Annotated in this window: 16 protein-coding genes; 5 read left to right on the top strand and 11 right to left on the bottom strand. The window is 74.1% G+C overall.

The genetic code is table 11. The annotated features are described in order from the left end of the window. Positions 1-4 precede the first annotated feature (4 nt). A complete protein-coding gene (locus ACFC2L_RS15485) occupies positions 5-1,285 on the bottom strand; it encodes an alanine racemase (RefSeq protein ID WP_375825181.1) in 1,281 nt (426 codons plus the stop codon). A 44-nt stretch (positions 1,286-1,329) separates the two neighbouring features. On the opposite strand from ACFC2L_RS15485, the gene ACFC2L_RS15480 reads away from it, so the two are divergent. Then, on the top strand, positions 1,330-2,751 hold the full coding sequence (locus tag ACFC2L_RS15480) for a D-arabinono-1,4-lactone oxidase (protein WP_375825179.1): 1,422 nt from the start codon (positions 1,330-1,332) through the stop codon (positions 2,749-2,751). Positions 2,752-2,782: 31 nt separating this feature from the next. Here the strand turns inward: ACFC2L_RS15480 and ACFC2L_RS15475 are convergent, their stop codons facing one another. Continuing rightward, on the bottom strand, positions 2,783-3,421 hold the full coding sequence (locus ACFC2L_RS15475) for a TetR/AcrR family transcriptional regulator (protein ID WP_375825178.1): 639 nt from the start codon (positions 3,419-3,421) through the stop codon (positions 2,783-2,785). 175 nt (positions 3,422-3,596) lie between these two features. Here ACFC2L_RS15475 and ACFC2L_RS15470 point away from each other — a divergent pair, with 175 nt between their 5' ends. Continuing rightward, positions 3,597-4,175 carry an LpqN/LpqT family lipoprotein gene (locus ACFC2L_RS15470; RefSeq protein WP_375825176.1) on the top strand — a complete coding sequence of 193 codons (579 nt, stop codon included), beginning with the start codon at positions 3,597-3,599 and terminating at the stop codon, positions 4,173-4,175. Between the two features lie 2 nt (positions 4,176-4,177). Here ACFC2L_RS15470 and ispF read toward each other — a convergent pair whose 3' ends face one another. From ispF to ACFC2L_RS15455, 3 genes are all read right to left on the bottom strand, one after another. Beyond that, complete coding sequence (gene ispF, locus ACFC2L_RS15465; protein WP_375825175.1) at positions 4,178-4,723, bottom strand: 2-C-methyl-D-erythritol 2,4-cyclodiphosphate synthase; 546 nt, start codon at positions 4,721-4,723, stop codon at positions 4,178-4,180. Next, a complete protein-coding gene (gene ispD / locus ACFC2L_RS15460; protein WP_375825173.1) occupies positions 4,720-5,499 on the bottom strand; it encodes a 2-C-methyl-D-erythritol 4-phosphate cytidylyltransferase in 780 nt (259 codons plus the stop codon). Before ispD ends, ispF begins: the two co-directional genes overlap by 4 nt. Before the next feature lie 96 nt (positions 5,500-5,595). Beyond that, entirely contained in the window at positions 5,596-6,078 is a 483-nt protein-coding gene (locus ACFC2L_RS15455) for a CarD family transcriptional regulator (RefSeq protein ID WP_024841917.1), read from the bottom strand. Positions 6,079-6,391: 313 nt separating this feature from the next. Between ACFC2L_RS15455 and ACFC2L_RS15450 the strand changes: the two genes are divergently transcribed. Both ACFC2L_RS15450 and ACFC2L_RS15445 read left to right on the top strand, forming a co-directional pair. Continuing rightward, positions 6,392-6,898, top strand: a complete 507-nt coding sequence (locus ACFC2L_RS15450) for a hypothetical protein (protein ID WP_375825171.1) — start codon at positions 6,392-6,394, stop codon at positions 6,896-6,898. Positions 6,899-7,008: 110 nt separating this feature from the next. Beyond that, on the top strand, positions 7,009-7,536 hold the full coding sequence (locus tag ACFC2L_RS15445) for a septum formation family protein (RefSeq protein WP_375825169.1): 528 nt from the start codon (positions 7,009-7,011) through the stop codon (positions 7,534-7,536). A 90-nt stretch (positions 7,537-7,626) separates the two neighbouring features. On the opposite strand, the gene pstB is transcribed toward ACFC2L_RS15445, so the two are convergent. From pstB to ACFC2L_RS15415, 6 genes are all read right to left on the bottom strand, one after another. After that, entirely contained in the window at positions 7,627-8,406 is a 780-nt protein-coding gene (gene pstB, locus ACFC2L_RS15440) for a phosphate ABC transporter ATP-binding protein PstB (RefSeq protein ID WP_087469843.1), read from the bottom strand. Positions 8,407-8,420: 14 nt separating this feature from the next. Continuing rightward, on the bottom strand, positions 8,421-9,404 hold the full coding sequence (pstA, locus tag ACFC2L_RS15435) for a phosphate ABC transporter permease PstA (protein ID WP_375825167.1): 984 nt from the start codon (positions 9,402-9,404) through the stop codon (positions 8,421-8,423). Beyond that, entirely contained in the window at positions 9,404-10,417 is a 1,014-nt protein-coding gene (gene pstC, locus ACFC2L_RS15430) for a phosphate ABC transporter permease subunit PstC (RefSeq protein WP_375825166.1), read from the bottom strand. The genes pstA and pstC overlap by 1 nt, the downstream gene beginning before the upstream one ends. A 113-nt stretch (positions 10,418-10,530) precedes the next feature. Beyond that, entirely contained in the window at positions 10,531-11,670 is a 1,140-nt protein-coding gene (gene pstS / locus ACFC2L_RS15425; protein ID WP_375825165.1) for a phosphate ABC transporter substrate-binding protein PstS, read from the bottom strand. A 259-nt stretch (positions 11,671-11,929) separates the two neighbouring features. Then, complete coding sequence (locus ACFC2L_RS15420; RefSeq protein WP_375825164.1) at positions 11,930-12,634, bottom strand: response regulator transcription factor; 705 nt, start codon at positions 12,632-12,634, stop codon at positions 11,930-11,932. Beyond that, a complete protein-coding gene (locus ACFC2L_RS15415) occupies positions 12,631-13,932 on the bottom strand; it encodes a sensor histidine kinase (RefSeq protein ID WP_375825163.1) in 1,302 nt (433 codons plus the stop codon). The genes ACFC2L_RS15420 and ACFC2L_RS15415 overlap by 4 nt, the downstream gene beginning before the upstream one ends. Positions 13,933-14,151: 219 nt before the next feature. On the opposite strand from ACFC2L_RS15415, the gene phoU reads away from it, so the two are divergent. Continuing rightward, on the top strand, positions 14,152-14,835 hold the full coding sequence (gene phoU / locus ACFC2L_RS15410; RefSeq protein ID WP_375825162.1) for a phosphate signaling complex protein PhoU: 684 nt from the start codon (positions 14,152-14,154) through the stop codon (positions 14,833-14,835). Positions 14,836-14,924: the final 89 nt, after the last annotated feature.

The raw sequence follows: 14,924 nt of genomic DNA, 5'->3' as shown, positions 1-14,924 counted from the left end.
CCGGTCAGCCGAAGCTCTTGCCCTCCCCGCGGTACGTGGGCACGACGTCGACCACCTCGTCCCCGCGCACGAGGTGCACGCGGTCGAACCGCTCCATCGCCTCCCCGGCCTTCCCGTGCCGGAACCAGACGCGGTCGCCCACGCCGAGGTCGGGGGCGCCCGCGGCGCCGCGGGTCCGGTGCAGCGGCGTCTGGACCTCGCCCGCGCCCTCGCGGCCCGTGAGCGACCACCCGGGCGTGGCGACGCGCGGCAGGCGGCTGCGCGACGCGGGGCCGGACGCGACGTAGCCCCCGCCGAACGCCGTCGCCCAGCCGGGCGCGGGGACGCGCACGACGTCGAGGCCGAAGAACGCCGAGGGGCGCGGGCGGAAGGAGCGGTACTCGTCGAACAGCCCGGGCACGTAGAGCCCCGACCCGGCGGTGACCTCCGTGACGACGCCGTCCGCGGACGACGTCTCGAGCGACCCGGTGCCGCCCGAGTTCACGAGCTCGAGGTCTCGCCCGACGACGTCGCGCACCGCGGCGACGACCTCGCCGCGGCGCTCCCCCAGCTCGAGCACCGAGAGCCGCTTGACCGCGCGGACGGCGAGGCTCGAGTCGGGCATGCCGGCGACCTGCGCCTCGTAGAACATCAGGCCGCGCAGCGCGAGCCCGGGCGTCGAGACGACCCGGGCGGCGAGCGACGCGACGTCCGGGGGGTCGTGCAACGGCGAACGCCGCGTGCCGAGGTGGACCGTGACGAGCCCGAGGCCGACCCGCAGCGAGGCGTCCACGTCGAGGCACACGCGCACGGGGGGCGCGTCGCCCGCAGCCGCCTCGGCGAGCGCGTGCCGCACGAGCTCGAGGTGCGCGGGGTCGTCGACCATGAGCGTGATCTCGCGCCGCCCCGCCTCGTGCCGCGCGAGCGCGGCGAGCGCACCGCGGTCCACGGAGGGGTAGCCCACGAGGACGTCGCGCACGCCCGCGTCGACGAGCCACAGCGCCTCGCGGACCGAGAACGCCATGACGCCCTGGAAGCCGCGCTCGCCCGCCCGCGTCACCAGCGAGCGGACGCGCACCGACTTCGACGCGACGCGCACGGGCACGCCCCCGGCACGGGAGAGGAGCTCGTCGGCGTTGGCGTCGAACCGGTCGAGGTCGACGACGGCGAGCGGCCCGTCGAGGTCCGCGGTCGCGCGCGTCAGCCGGGCGAGCAGCGACGGCGTCGCACCGCGCTCGTCCCCGGCAGGGTCGGCCGTCCCCGTCCTCGTCCCCGAGCCCGGTCCGGGCGCCGCGTCGGTCGTCATGGGGAGAACGTACGCCACCCGGGGGGCGTGAGACAGTACGACCTGTGAGCAGCGACGACGCCCTCTCCTGGACCAACTGGGCCCGCACGGCCTCCGCGACCCCGCGCCGCCGGGCCTCCCCGCGCGACGAGGCAGAGCTGGGGCGGCTCGTCGCCGGCGCGGCCGCCGAGGGGATGCGGGTGCGCGCCGTCGGGGCGGGCCACTCCTTCACCCCCGCGGCCGTCACGGACGGGCTCCTGCTCGACCTCGACCGCGTCGGGCTCGTGGAGCGCATCGCGCGCGGCACGGGCGCACCCGGTGAGGCCGACGCCGACGCGATCCTCGTGACCGTCGGGGCGGGCATCCGCCTGCACCGGCTCAACGAGGCCCTCGCGGCCGCGGGCCTGGCCATGCGCAACCTCGGCGACATCGACCGGCAGTCGATCGCCGGGGCGATCTCGACGGGCACGCACGGGACCGGCGCCGGGCTCGGCGGGCTCGCCACCCAGGTGCGCGGCGTCCGCGTCGTCGGGGCGGACGGCGAGGTCCGCGAGGCGTCGGCGACGCGGGACCCCGACCTCTTCGAGGTGAGCCGCCTGGGGCTCGGGGTCACGGGCGTCCTGTCCGCGGTGACGCTCGAGGTGGTGCCCGCGTTCCTGCTCCGCGCGCAGGAGGAGCCGTGGCCGCTCGACCGCGTGCTGGAGGGCCTCGGCACGCCGGACGACCCCGACGGCCTCGTCGGCGGCAACGACCACTTCGAGTTCTACTGGTTCCCCCACACGCGCCGGGCGCTGACCAAGCGCAACAACCGGCTCGCCCCCGACGACGAGGCCGCGGAGCTCGAGCGGCTGCGGACCACCGGTCCCGGGCCGGTCGCGCGGGCGCGCACGTGGGTCGACGAGGAGCTGCTGTCGAACGGAGCGTTCGAGCTCGTCAACCGGCTCGCGACCGCGGTGCCGCGCGTCACGCCGCGGCTCAACGCCGTCTCGGCCCGCGCGCTCGCGCCGCGGACCTACGTCGCGCCGTCGCACCAGGTCTTCGTCACCTCGCGCCGCGTCCGGTTCCGCGAGATGGAGTACGCGGTACCGCGCGAGCGCCTGGTGGACGTCCTGTCGAGCATCGACGGCTGGCTGGACCGGTCCGGCGAGCACGTGCCCTTCCCGGTCGAGGTCCGGTTCGCGGCGCCCGACGACGTCTGGCTGTCCACCGCGCACGGGCGCGAGACCGCGTACGTGGCGGTGCACCAGTACGCGCGCCTGCCGCACGCGCGGTACTTCGACGCCGTCGAGCGCATCGTCGCCGAGGTCGGCGGGCGCCCCCACTGGGGCAAGCTGCACGGGCTCGACGCCGAGCGGCTCCGCGACCTCTACCCCCGGTTCGACGACGCCGTGGCGGTCCGCGACGCGGCGGACCCCGACGGGGTGTTCGCGAACGCGTACACGGACCGGGTGCTCGGGCGTGCGCCGGGAGCGGCCGCGCGCGGCTGACGGCCGCCGCCCCGGTCCGCGCGCCGGTCGGTCAGGAGACGGGCTCCGGGCCGTGCTCGCGCACGGGCGAGCCGTCGGGACGGACCATGAGCGACAGCACGTACTCGGCGAGCGCGTGGAAGCTGCGGACCGCGGTCTCGTCGTCCTGCTCGACGAGCCACGCGATCTCGATGCCGTCGATGTACCCGGCGACGATGCGCGAGAGGAAGCCCATGTCCATCGAGTAGGTGACGTTCCCGCGCTCGGCGACGTTCTCGAGGAAGCCGCGCGTCATCGCCCACGTCTGCTCGAGGTGCGTGTGCGCGACGGAGCGCAGCGCGCGGCTGCGCACGCCCGCCGTCGCGAACTCGAACGTGAGGAGGCGCATGTGCCGCCGCGGCGTGAGCCCGCTCCAGAGGCCGTCGGCGGCGGCGTGCGCGAGCTTCACGACGTCGCCGTCGACGTCGAGTGCGGCGCGCACCGGCTCGGACGCGACGAGCGCGAGGCTGTTGCCCATCGCCTGGAGGAGCTCGTCCTTGTCCTCGAAGCAGTAGTGCACGACGCCGAGCGAGACGCCGGCCTCGGCCGCGACGCCACGGATCGTGACGGCCTCGACGCCCTCGCGGACGGCGATGGTCATCGCCGCGTCGACGAGCTGGGCTCGGCGTTCTTCGACGGACATTCGGTTCATGTGCGATTCATCCCATGTGTCGTTCTTGGGAAAGTCAAACACATCGATGCGCTCTCAGCGATCGTAGTGTCTGCTCGTGGGCCTGGCACCCGGGACGCCGGGAGGCGAGAATGGCGAGCCGAGACCCCGAGCCCGCCCAGCCCGCCACACCCACCGCCCTGGACGAAGGACGACCGTGCCCCGACCGCGCCACCCCCGCACCTTCTGGACCGCCGCGCCCCTCGTGATCCCGGTGGCCGCGGTGCTGGCCCTCGCGGGCTGCGGCGGCCCCGCGGGCACCGGGGGCGACGACGCGCCGGTCACCTACGACGTCCCCGAGGTCCCGGTCCAGGTCACCGCTCCCCCCGGCTGGGAGCGCGTCACCCGCGACGGGGCGTTCGTGCTGCGCGCGCCGAGCGGGACGGGCCCGGAGGAGTTCCGGGCGAACGTCGTCGTGACGGGCGAGCAGTCCACGGAGCCGCTCGAGCAGGCCGGCGCCGCGACCGCGGCAGCCGTCAGCGCGATCCCCGGCTGGGCTCCGGGCGTCGACGGCCAGGGCCCGACGACCCTCGGCGAGCTCCCCGCCTTCCGGGTCGCGGGCACGTACGAGACCGCCGGGGCCGTCGTCGCGCAGGAGATCGTGGCGGTCCGGACCGGCGACGGGCCGGACGCCTGGGTCGTCGACCTCACGGCCTCGTACGCCGAGGCCGACGCCGACGGCGCCGCGCAGGCGCGTGCCGTCCTCGAGAGCGTGCAGCTCGCCCCCACGGGCTGAGGTCACGCGGGCGTCCCGACGGCGACGACGAGGGCCGTCGCGACGGCCGCGACGCCCTCCCCGCGGCCCGTGAGCCCCAGACCGTCGGTCGTCGTGGCGGTGAGCGTCACCGGGGCGCCCGCGGCAGCCCCGAGGGCGGCCTCCGCCTCGGCCCGGCGGGGCCCGAGGCGGGGGCGGTTCCCGATGACCTGCACGGCCACGTTCCCGATCTCGAACCCGGCGGCCCGGACCCGGCGCGCCGCCTCGGCGAGGAGGCTCGACCCGCTCGCCCCCGCCCACTCGGGCGCGCTCGTGCCGAAGTTCGAGCCCAGGTCGCCGAGCCCCGTCGCCGAGAAGAGCGCGTCCGCGGCGGCGTGCGCGGCGACGTCCGCGTCCGAGTGCCCGGCGAGGCCCCGCTCGCCCGGCCAGCGCAGCCCGCCGAGCCACAGCTCCCGCTCCTCGCCCTCGGGGGCGAACGCGTGCACGTCGACGCCGACTCCCGTCCGCGGCAAGGGGGGCACGGTGCCACGGTGCAGCGCGGCCTCGGCGTGCTCGGCGGGGGTCGTCATCGGTCCTCCCGGAGGGTCAGCGCGGCGACGCGCAGGTCGTGGGCGGTGGTGATCTTGGCGGCGGCGGCGTCCCCGGGCACGACGTGGACGGGGAGCCCGAGCGCCTCGACGAGGCCGGCGTCGTCGGTCGCGGCGGACCGCTCGTCGTCGGCCCGGTGGCTCGCGGCCTCGTGCGCCCGGACCAGGAGCGCCCGGTCGAACCCCTGGGGGGTCTGCACCGCGCGCAGGGCCGCCCGGTCCACGGTCTCGGCGACGGGTTCCGCGCGGGACGGGTCGCCCGCCCGTGCGGCGGTCACGCGCTTGATCGTGTCCGTGACCGGCAGCCCCGGGACGACGGCGCCGTGGCCCGCCCGGACGGCCTCGACGACACGGCGGACGAGCGCGGGCGGCGCGAGCGGTCGCGCCGCGTCGTGGACGAGCACGACGTCGACCGCGGGCTGCGCGGGGGCCGAGTGCTCCCCGGTCCCGGTGCCGGACTCGTCGGCGCCCAGACCCGCACGCAGGCCGGCGGCGACGGAGGCTTGGCGGGTGCCCGCGCCCTCGACCACCCGCACGGGCCGGTCGACCGCCGGGTCGTCGCGGAGCAGCGCCGCGACGTGCTCCCGCAGGCCGGGTGGTGCCGTGACCACGATCGTGTCGACCGCCCCGGACGCGCACAGCCGGCGCGCCGCCTGGACGACCAGGGGCAGGCCGTCGAGCTCGACGAGGGCCTTGGGCAGGTCGAGCCCGAGACGGGTCCCGGAGCCCGCGGCGGTGAGGACGGCAAGAGTCGGCACGGGCACACGCTACCCGGGCACGACGACGGGGAGGGCGCCGTCCGCCCGGACGGCGCCCTCCCCGGTGGTCTGTCGCTCGGGCCGAGGCCCGGGACGTCAGGAGGCCAGCACCTCGTCGAGGATGGCCTCGGCCTTCTCCTCCTCGGTGTGCTCGGCCAGCGCGAGCTCCGAGACGAGGATCTGCCGGGCCTTCGAGAGCATGCGCTTCTCGCCGGCCGAGAGGCCGCGGTCGGCGTCCCGGCGCGACAGGTCGCGCACGACCTCCGCCACCTTGATCACGTCGCCCGACGCCAGCTTCTCGAGGTTCGCCTTGTACCGACGCGACCAGTTGGTCGGCTCCTCGGTGTAGGGTGCACGCAGCACCTCGAAAACGCGGTCGAGACCCTCCTGGCCGACGACGTCACGCACGCCGACGAGGTCGACGTTCTCGGCTGGGACTTCGATGGTCAGGTCGCCCTGCGCGACCTTGAGCTTGAGGTAGATCTTGTCCTCTCCGCGGATGGTGCGCGTCTTGATCTCCTCGATCAGTGCGGCTCCGTGGTGCGGGTAGACAACGGTCTCGCCTACTGTGAACGTCATCTGCAGATGTCCCCTTTCGCGGTGGTCCACCTTACCACGCGGAAGGCCGGAAATCCGAGCCCCTGCGCCCCTTGACAAGTCCCCCTGGTGGGCGTCTTCGCAGGTCAGAGCCGTGTCAGCGCGCCTCACGAACCTCGGCGAGCGGGGCGCGGAGGCCCGCCGACCGCCGTCGGGCGCGCCACGCGGGCGCGCGACCCCGCGTGACGCCGCTCACGCCACCCTCCCGGAGAGCCGGTTCCGGCCGCCCCGCCTCGCCCGACGCACTAGGCTGGGCGCGGAATCCAGTCCCCCCTCTCGCAGCCCTGGAGTGCACGTGACCCGCATCCCGACCCCCCGAGCAGCGACCCGCGCGGCGTCCCGAGCGACCGGCCGCGCGCGCTACTGGGCCGTCCCCCTCGTGGTCGCGAGCGTGGCCGTCGCGTCCGCGTGCTCCCCCATCGAGACGAACCGCCCCTACTCGCCGTCGGACGGCCTGCGCGTCGACCTCACCGACGACCTGCGCGGCCTCAACCTCCTCGTCGTGAGCGCGGCCGACGGCGACGCCGGCGCGCTCGTCGGGGCGTTCGCCAACGACTCGACCGAGGACGTGGAGTTCGACGTGACGCCCGAGGGCGGCGACCCGGTGACCGTCCCCGTCGCCGCCGGCGAGACCGTCTACCTCGGCACGGAGGACGGGTTCGACGCGCAGATCGGCCGCGTCGACGTGGCCCCGGGGGGCATGCTGCCCGTGACGGTCAGCGTGACCTCGGGCGAGGAGCAGGGCATGTCGCTGCCCGTCCTCGACGGCACCCTCGAGGAGTACGCGCACCTGCTGCCGTGACGTGACACGGCCCGGGCCGGAAATGGGCTCGGGCAGTGTCACCGGTGGGCGCTAACCTTCGCGTGCCGCCCTGACCGTCGTGGTCGGGGCACGTCCACGAAGGAACCCAGGTGACCCTGTCCCGCACCACCCGTCGGCCGCTCCTCCTCGTCGTGAGCGCCGTCGCCCTCGCCCTGACCGCATCGGGCTGCGGCGCGATCCTCGACGAGATCTCCGGGCCGTCGGAGGCCCAGCGCGACGAGCCCGGCGGCGAGGTGACCGAGGCGTCGGACGCCGACGTCTTCTCGATCCAGGTCGGCGACTGCATCGTGACGTCGAAGCTGCCCGACGGCGAGAACGTCGAGTCCGTGCCCGTCGTCCCGTGCTCCGAGCCGCACGACGCCGAGGTCTACGCGGAGACCGAGCTCCCCGAGGGGGACTACCCCGGCGACGAGGCCGTCCAGGCGAGCGCCGAGGACTTCTGCCTCGGCGAGTTCGAGGGCTTCGTCGGCCTCTCCTACGACGAGTCCGCCTACTATTTCTGGCCCTTCACCCCGCGCGAGGACGGCTGGAACACGGTCGACGACCGCGTGGTCCAGTGCGTCCTCGACACCGACGGGACCGACGTCACGGGCACGCTCCAGGGCTCGGCGACCTGACCCTCCCGCCCCGCGCACGACGGCGCCCCTCCCGGACCGGGAGGGGCGCCGTCGTCGTCCGGCCGGGTCGGCCGGCCTGTGGGGATCAGGTCACCCGAAGCGGCCGGAGATGTAGTCCTCGGTGGCCTGCTGGGTGGGCGAGGAGAACATCGTCGCGGTGTCGTCCATCTCGATGAGGCGACCCGGCTTGCCGGTGCCCGCGATGTTGAAGAACGCCGTGCGGTCGCTCACGCGCGCCGCCTGCTGCATGTTGTGCGTGACGATGACGATGGTGTACTCGTCCTTGAGCTCGGCGATGAGGTCCTCGATCGCGAGCGTGGAGATCGGGTCGAGCGCCGAGCACGGCTCGTCCATGAGGAGCACCTGCGGCTTGACCGCGATGGCGCGCGCGATGCACAGGCGCTGCTGCTGGCCGCCGGACAGGCCCGAGCCCGGGCGGTCGAGGCGGTCCTTCACCTCGTTCCACAGGTTCGCGCCGCGCAGCGAGGTCTCGACGAGCTCCTCCGCCGCGGACTTCGAGATCCGCTTGTTGTTGAGCTTCACGCCCGCGAGGACGTTCTCCTTGATGGACATCGTCGGGAACGGGTTGGGCCGCTGGAAGACCATGCCCACCTGACGGCGCACGGCGACCGGGTCGACGTCGTCCCCGTAGAGGTCCACGCCCTCCATGGCGACCGTGCCCTCGACGCGTGCGCCGGGGATGACCTCGTGCATGCGGTTGAGGGTCCGCAGGAACGTCGACTTGCCGCACCCGGACGGGCCGATGAAGGCCGTCACGGACTTGGGGTCGATCGTCATGCCGACGTCCTGCACGGCGAGGAAGTCGCCGTAGTAGATGTTGAGGTCCTTGACGTCGATGCGCTGTGCCATCGGGGTGTCCTGTTCTAGCGGAGGGTCTTGGGGGCGAACCAGCGGGTGACGAGTCGCCCGACGAGGTTGAGCAGCATGACGATGAGGATCAGCGTCAGGGCGGCCGCCCAGGCCCGGTCGTAGTTGATGTCGGGGATGCACACGACGTCGGTGACGTTGCTGCAGGGCACCAGGCCCTGGCTGTACTGCCGGTACACGTACACGGGCAGCGTCATCATGCGGCCCTCGAAGAGGTTGCCGTTGATGGAGTCGACGACGCCCACGGTGATGAGGAGCGGCGCGGTCTCGCCGATGACGCGCGCGACGGCGAGCATGACGCCCGTCGTGATGCCGGCGATCGACGTGCGCAGCACGACGCGCACGACGGTGAGCCACTTGGGCACGCCGAGCGCGTAGGCCGCCTCGCGCAGCTCGTTGGGGACGAGCCGGAGCATCTCCTCGCACGAGCGCACGACGACGGGGATCATGAGCACGGACAGCGCGACGGAGCCGACGATGCCCATGCGCACGCCGGGGCCGAAGACCACGGCGAAGAGCGCGTACGCGAAGAGGCCGGCGACGATCGACGGGATGCCCGTCATGACGTCCACGAAGAACGTCACCGCGCGGGCCAGCGGGCCACGGCCGTACTCGACGAGGTAGATCGCGGCGAGCAGGCCGATCGGGACCGAGATCACCGCGGCGCCGAGCGTGATGAGCAGCGTGCCGAGGATCGCGTGGTAGATGCCGCCCGCGTCCATGCCGCCGAACACGCCGCGCATCGAGTGCGTGAGGAAGTAGACGTCGAACCGCTCCATGCCGTGCACGACGACGGTCCACGCGACGGACACGAGCGGCACCATCGCGAGGGCGAACGCGCCCCACATGAGGACCGTCATCGTGCGGTCCTTGCGGCGGCGGCCGGCGTCGGCACCGCGCAGGAGCGCGCGGACGGAGGCGGTGCGCTCCGGGTCGGGGGCGGAGGCCCCGCGCGCGGGGCTGGTGCTGAGGGCGCTCATCAGTTGGCTCCCGAGAAGTCCTTGCGCCGCGCGACGATCGCGCGGGCGCCCATGTTGACGAGCAGGGTGATGACGAACAGCGCGAGACCTGTCGCGATGAGGGTGCTCACCCCGAGCGGGTTGGCCTCGGGGAAGTCGGCCGCGATGTTCGCGGCGATCGTCTGCTGCTGCCCGGCCTGCAGGATCTTGAACGAGTAGAGGAGCCCCGGCGAGAGGATCATCAGCACGGCCATCGTCTCGCCGAGCGCGCGGCCGAGGCCCAGCATCGCGGCCGAGATGACGCCGGACCGTCCGAACGGGATCACCGCGGTGCGGATCATCTCCCAGCGGGTCGCGCCGAGCGCGAGCGCCGCCTCCTCGTGGAGCTTCGGCGTCTGGAGGAACACCTCGCGGCTCACGGCGGTGATGATCGGCAGGATCATCACCGCGAGCACGAGCGCGACGGTGAGCAGGACGCGGCCGGTCGGGGACGCCGGCCCGGCGAAGAGCGGGAACCACCCGAGCGTGTCCGCGAGCCACGACCACACCGGGACGACGATCGGCGGGAGCACGAGCGAGCCCCACAGGCCGTAGACGACGCTGGGGATCGCCGCGAGGAGGTCGACGACGTACCCGAGGGTCGACGCGAGCCGGCGCGGCGCGTAGTGCGAGATGAAGAGCGCGATGCCCATCGCGACCGGCGTCGCGAGGAGGAGGGACAGCGCGGCCGCGAGGAGCGTGCCGAAGATCAGCGGACCGACGAACGACAGCAGCGACGCGCCCTCCGGGAACCAGGACACCTCCTCGCCGAGGACGTCCCCGCCCGCGGTGAGCGCGGGCCACGCGCGGAGCACGAGGAAGATCGCGACCGCGGCGAGGACGGCGAGGATGAGCCCTCCGGCGCCGGTCGCGGTCCAGCGGAACGCGCGGTTGACGCCGCGGTCGGTGTTCCGGGCCCGGCGGCGCGGGGCGCCCGCGCGAGGCGTCGGGCTCGGCGTGGCGCCCGGCGTCGTGGGTGGGGCTGTGGTGGTCACTCGTGCTCCCGGTGCATGCGGTCCTGCTGCGTGAGGTCTGGGTCGCGGGCGATCTCGCGGGTGAGGGGCGGCGGGGCTCGTAGCCCCCGCCGCCCCCTGGTTCCCGGCGGTCGTCAGCCGGCGGCGCCGACCGTGATGGCCTCGATCGCCGCGTGGACGTCCGTGCGCAGGTCCTCCGAGATCGGCGCGTTGCCCGCGGCCGACGCGGAGGCCGACTGGCCCTCCTCGCTCGAGATGTACGTGAGGAACGCCTTGACGAGGTCGCCCGTCGCCTCGTCCTCGTAGCTCGTGCACGCGATCGCGTACGAGACGAGCACCAGCGGGTAGGCGCCGGCCTCGGTCGTCGTGCGGTCCAGCTCGACCGCGATGTCGTGCTCGCCACGGCCCTCGACGCGCGGCGACGCGTCGACGACCTTCGCGGCGGCCTCGGGCGAGTACGCGACCCACTCCTCGCCGACCTTGATGCTCGCGGTGCCGAGGTCGCCGGCCTTCGAGGCGTCGGCGTAGCCGATGGTGCCCTCGCCGCCCTGGACCGTCTGCACGACGCCGGAGGTGCCCTGCGCGGACTCCCCGCCCTGCGTCGGCCAGTCGCCGCTCGGCTCGTGGCCCCACGCGTCCCCGGCGGTCGCGGCGAGGTACTCGGTGAAGTTCTCGGTCGTGCCCGACTCGTCGGAGCGGTGGACCGGCGTGATCGCGAGGTCCGGGAGCGTCGCGTCGGGGTTGTCGGCGGCGATCTCCGGCGCGTTCCACTGCGTGATCGTGCCGTTGAAGATGCCCGCGATCGTGGCCGGCGCGAGGTTGAGCTCCGCGACGTCCGGCAGGTTGTAGATGATGGCGATCGGGCTGACGTAGACCGGGAGGTCGATCGCGCCGTCGGGGCCGCACACGGCCTGCGACTGCGTGATCTCCTCCTCCTTGAGCACCGCGTCCGAGCCGGCGAACGCGACGCCGCCCTCGAGGAACTGGGTGCGACCGCCACCGGAGCCGACCGGGTCGTAGTTGACGGTGACGTCGGGGTTCGCGCTCTGGAACCCGGCACGCCACGCCTCCATGGCGGACTCCTGCGAGCTCGCGCCCGCACCGTTGAGCTCACCGCTGAGGTCGCTCGCGGTCTCGGACGAGCCCTCGGAGGAACCGTCGGTGGCGCCGTCGGCGCTGCCGACGGGGTCGTCCGACCCGCAGGCGGCGAGGGTCAGCGCGAGCGCACCGATCGCGACGGCGGATCCAGCACGGGAGAATCGGCTGAGCTTCACTCTTCGTTCCATCCTGTTCAAGCGTCTCGTGGCACCAGCGAGCGCCGGTGACGATCCCGACGCTAAGAGCGCCGGGTGACGCGTTCCCCGAGAGCGGGTGAACGAGGGATGAACAGTGCACAGACCTTCCGTGCCACGTTCCCGACCGGGTCGGGCAGGGGCCGGCCCGCGGCCGGCCGGGGCCTCTGCGCCGCACGACGACGGCCCCGGCGCGTCCGTGAGGGACGCGCCGGGGCCGTTCGTGCGCTGCGCCGGAGGGTCAGGTCTGGCCGACGCCGTCCGCGATCTTGTAGCCGAGCCCGCGGACCGTGAGGAGGTAGCGCGGGCTCGCCGGCTCGGGCTCGATCTTCGACCGGATGCGCTTCACGTGGACGTCGAGCGTCTTGGTGTCGCCCACGTAGTCCGTGCCCCAGACCCGGTCGATGAGCTGCCCGCGCGTGAGCACGCGCCCCGCGTTGCGCAGGAGCAGCTCCAGGAGCTCGAACTCCTTGAGCGGGAACGGCACGACCTGGCCGTCGACGCTCACCGTGTGCCGCTCGACGTCCATGCGCACCGGACCGACCTCCAGCGCGCTCTCCGCGACGACCTCGCCCCCGTTCTCCCCGCCCTTGCGGCGCAGCACGGCCCGCACGCGCGCGAGCAGCTCGCGGAACGAGTACGGCTTCGTCACGTAGTCGTCCGCACCCAGCTCGAGGCCCACGACCTTGTCGATCTCCGAGTCCTTCGCCGTGAGCATGATGACGGGCACGTCGCCGCGCTGCCGCAGCTCGCGGCACACCTCGGTGCCGCTGAGCCCGGGGAGCATGAGGTCGAGCAGGACCAGGTCCGCCCCGTCCGCGTCGAACCGCTCCAGCGCCTCGGTGCCCGTCGCGGCCTCGACGACGTCGAAGCCCTCGCGTCGCAGCTGGTACGTCAACGGGTCGCGGTACGACTCCTCGTCCTCCACCACCAGGATGCGCGTCACGCGCCTACCTCCTTGTTCTGTACGTCCTCGTCCCGTGCGGGTGCCTGCGCGGCCCGTCGCACGTCGTGCTGCACGGTCCCGGGGTCCGCCCCGGCCGTGCCCTCGTCCCCGGCGGCGTCGTGGGTCGTGCCCGACGGCGCGGCGGGCGCCTGCGCGGTCGGCACGTCCGCCGCGGGGATCCGGAGCGTGAAGGTCGAGCCGCGTCCCGGCTCGGACCACATGGTGACCTCGCCGCCGTGGTCGGCGGCGACGTGCTTGACGATGCTCAGGCCGAGGCCCGTCCCGCCGGTGTCGCGCGAGCGCGCGGGGTCCACGCGGTAGAACCGCTCGAACACGCGGGCCTGCTCGTCGGCCGAGATCCCGATGCCCTGGTCCACGACCGCGATCTCGACCAGGTCGCCCGCGAGCGAGACGCCGACCCCGACGCGCGTGTTCTCGCCCGAGTAGGCGACCGCGTTGTCGAGGAGGTTGCGCACCGCGGTGACGAGCAGGTTGTGGTCGCCGTACACCGCGGCGTCGAGCTCTCCCCCGGTCGTGAGCGTGATGCCCTTGCCCTGCGCCGTCGTGCGCGCGCGGTCCACCGCCTCCTCGACGACGCCCCGCACCGGGACGACCGTGACCTCCTGGAGCGCGCCCGCGACCTGGAGCCGCGAGAGCTCGATGATCTCCTGCACGAGCGCGGACAGACGCGTCGCCTCCGACTGCATGCGTGCGGAGAACCGCCGCACCGCCACGGGGTCGTCGGCGGCGTCCTGCACCGTCTCGGCGAGCAGCGCGAGCGCCCCGACCGGCGTCTTCAGCTCGTGCGACACGTTCACGACGAAGTCGCGCCGGATCGCCTCGACGCGCCGCGCCTCCGTCCGGTCCTCCGCGAGCACGAGCATGTGCTGGGGGCCGACCTGGGCGACGCGGACCTGGAGCATGACCGTGCCCCGGCCGACCGGCCCGCGCGGGAGCTCGAGCTCCTCGTCGCGGATCACCCCGTCCCGGCGCACGTCGTCGATCATGTCCCGGATCGCCGCGTGCGCGACCGCGTCACCGCGCACCACGCCGAGCGCGTACGCCGGCGGGCTCGCCCGGACGACCTCGCCCTCCTCGTCCAGCACGACGGCGGCGGACCGCAGGACGGCCAGCACGCGGACGAGTCCCTCGTCGAGCTCGGGCGTCGGCTCCACCCGCGCGGCGCGCTGCTGGCGCTCGCTCACGCGGAACGCGATGGCCGCGATCACGCCGACCACGACGCCCACGACACCGGCGAGGAGCACGGTCGCGCCCTCGATCAGACTCTCGGCTTGCACACGTCCAGCGTACGGTCGTACGCGCGCCCCACCGGCCGAACAGGCGCCCGCACGGGCGCGAGCCGCCAAGAGTTCACCTCGCGGCGCCCTGGAGTTCACCGCCCGGTCGACCGCGCCTGCGAGCGTGACGGGAGCCGACGGCGTGCCCGGGCGCCGCCCGGCGCGCAGGGGCGCACGCCGTCACGGACCGGACCGACCGGTCACGACGAGAGGGAAGCGATGCGGGAGATCTTCGAGGCCGAGCTGAAGCAGGTCGGCGACGACCTGGCCGAGATGAGCCGGCTGGTGGAGTCGGCCGTGAACCGTGCGGGGCAGGCGCTCCTCACGGCTGACCTGCAGCTCGCGCAGACGGTCATCGGCGACGACCACACGATCGACGCCCTCGAGCGCGAGCTCGACGAGCGGTGCGTGCTGCTCCTCGCCCAGCAGCAGCCCGTCGCCACCGACCTGCGGGTCGTGGTCAGCGCGCTGCGCATGAGCGCCACCCTGGAGCGCATGGGCGACCTCGCCCGCCACATCGCGCAGGTCGCGCGCGGCCGCTACCCGGCGCGCGCGATCGAGCCGTCGCTGCACCGCACGTTCGAGCAGATGCACGACGCCGCCGTGCGCGTCGCCCGCCGGACGACGACGCTTCTCACGACGCGCGACCTCACCGTCGCGGCGAACATCGAGCGCGACGACGACCTGCTCGACAAGCTGCACCAGGACACCTTCACCGCGCTGCTCGACGGCACGTGGACCGGGACCCCCCAGGAGACGGTCGACGTCACCCTCGTGGGCCGCTACTACGAGCGCTTCGGCGACCACGGCGTCTCCATCGCCAAGCGCGTGACGTACCTCGTCACCGGCGACTTCGCCGACGACCGCGGCACCCCCGCCGGCTCCGCCCGCGCCACCGCCTGACGACGGGGCGGACCCTACCCCGCGAGGTAGAGCCTCCGGTCTCGAGGGAGAACCCGCAGGCGTCTACCTCGAGACCGGAGGTTCTACCT

Source organism: Cellulosimicrobium sp. NPDC055967 (assembly GCF_042269845.1).
In the GTDB taxonomy this organism is placed as follows: domain Bacteria; phylum Actinomycetota; class Actinomycetes; order Actinomycetales; family Cellulomonadaceae; genus Cellulosimicrobium.
The sequence above is the reverse complement of the archived record's forward strand: the minus strand, read 5'-3'. Positions and strand labels throughout refer to the sequence as shown.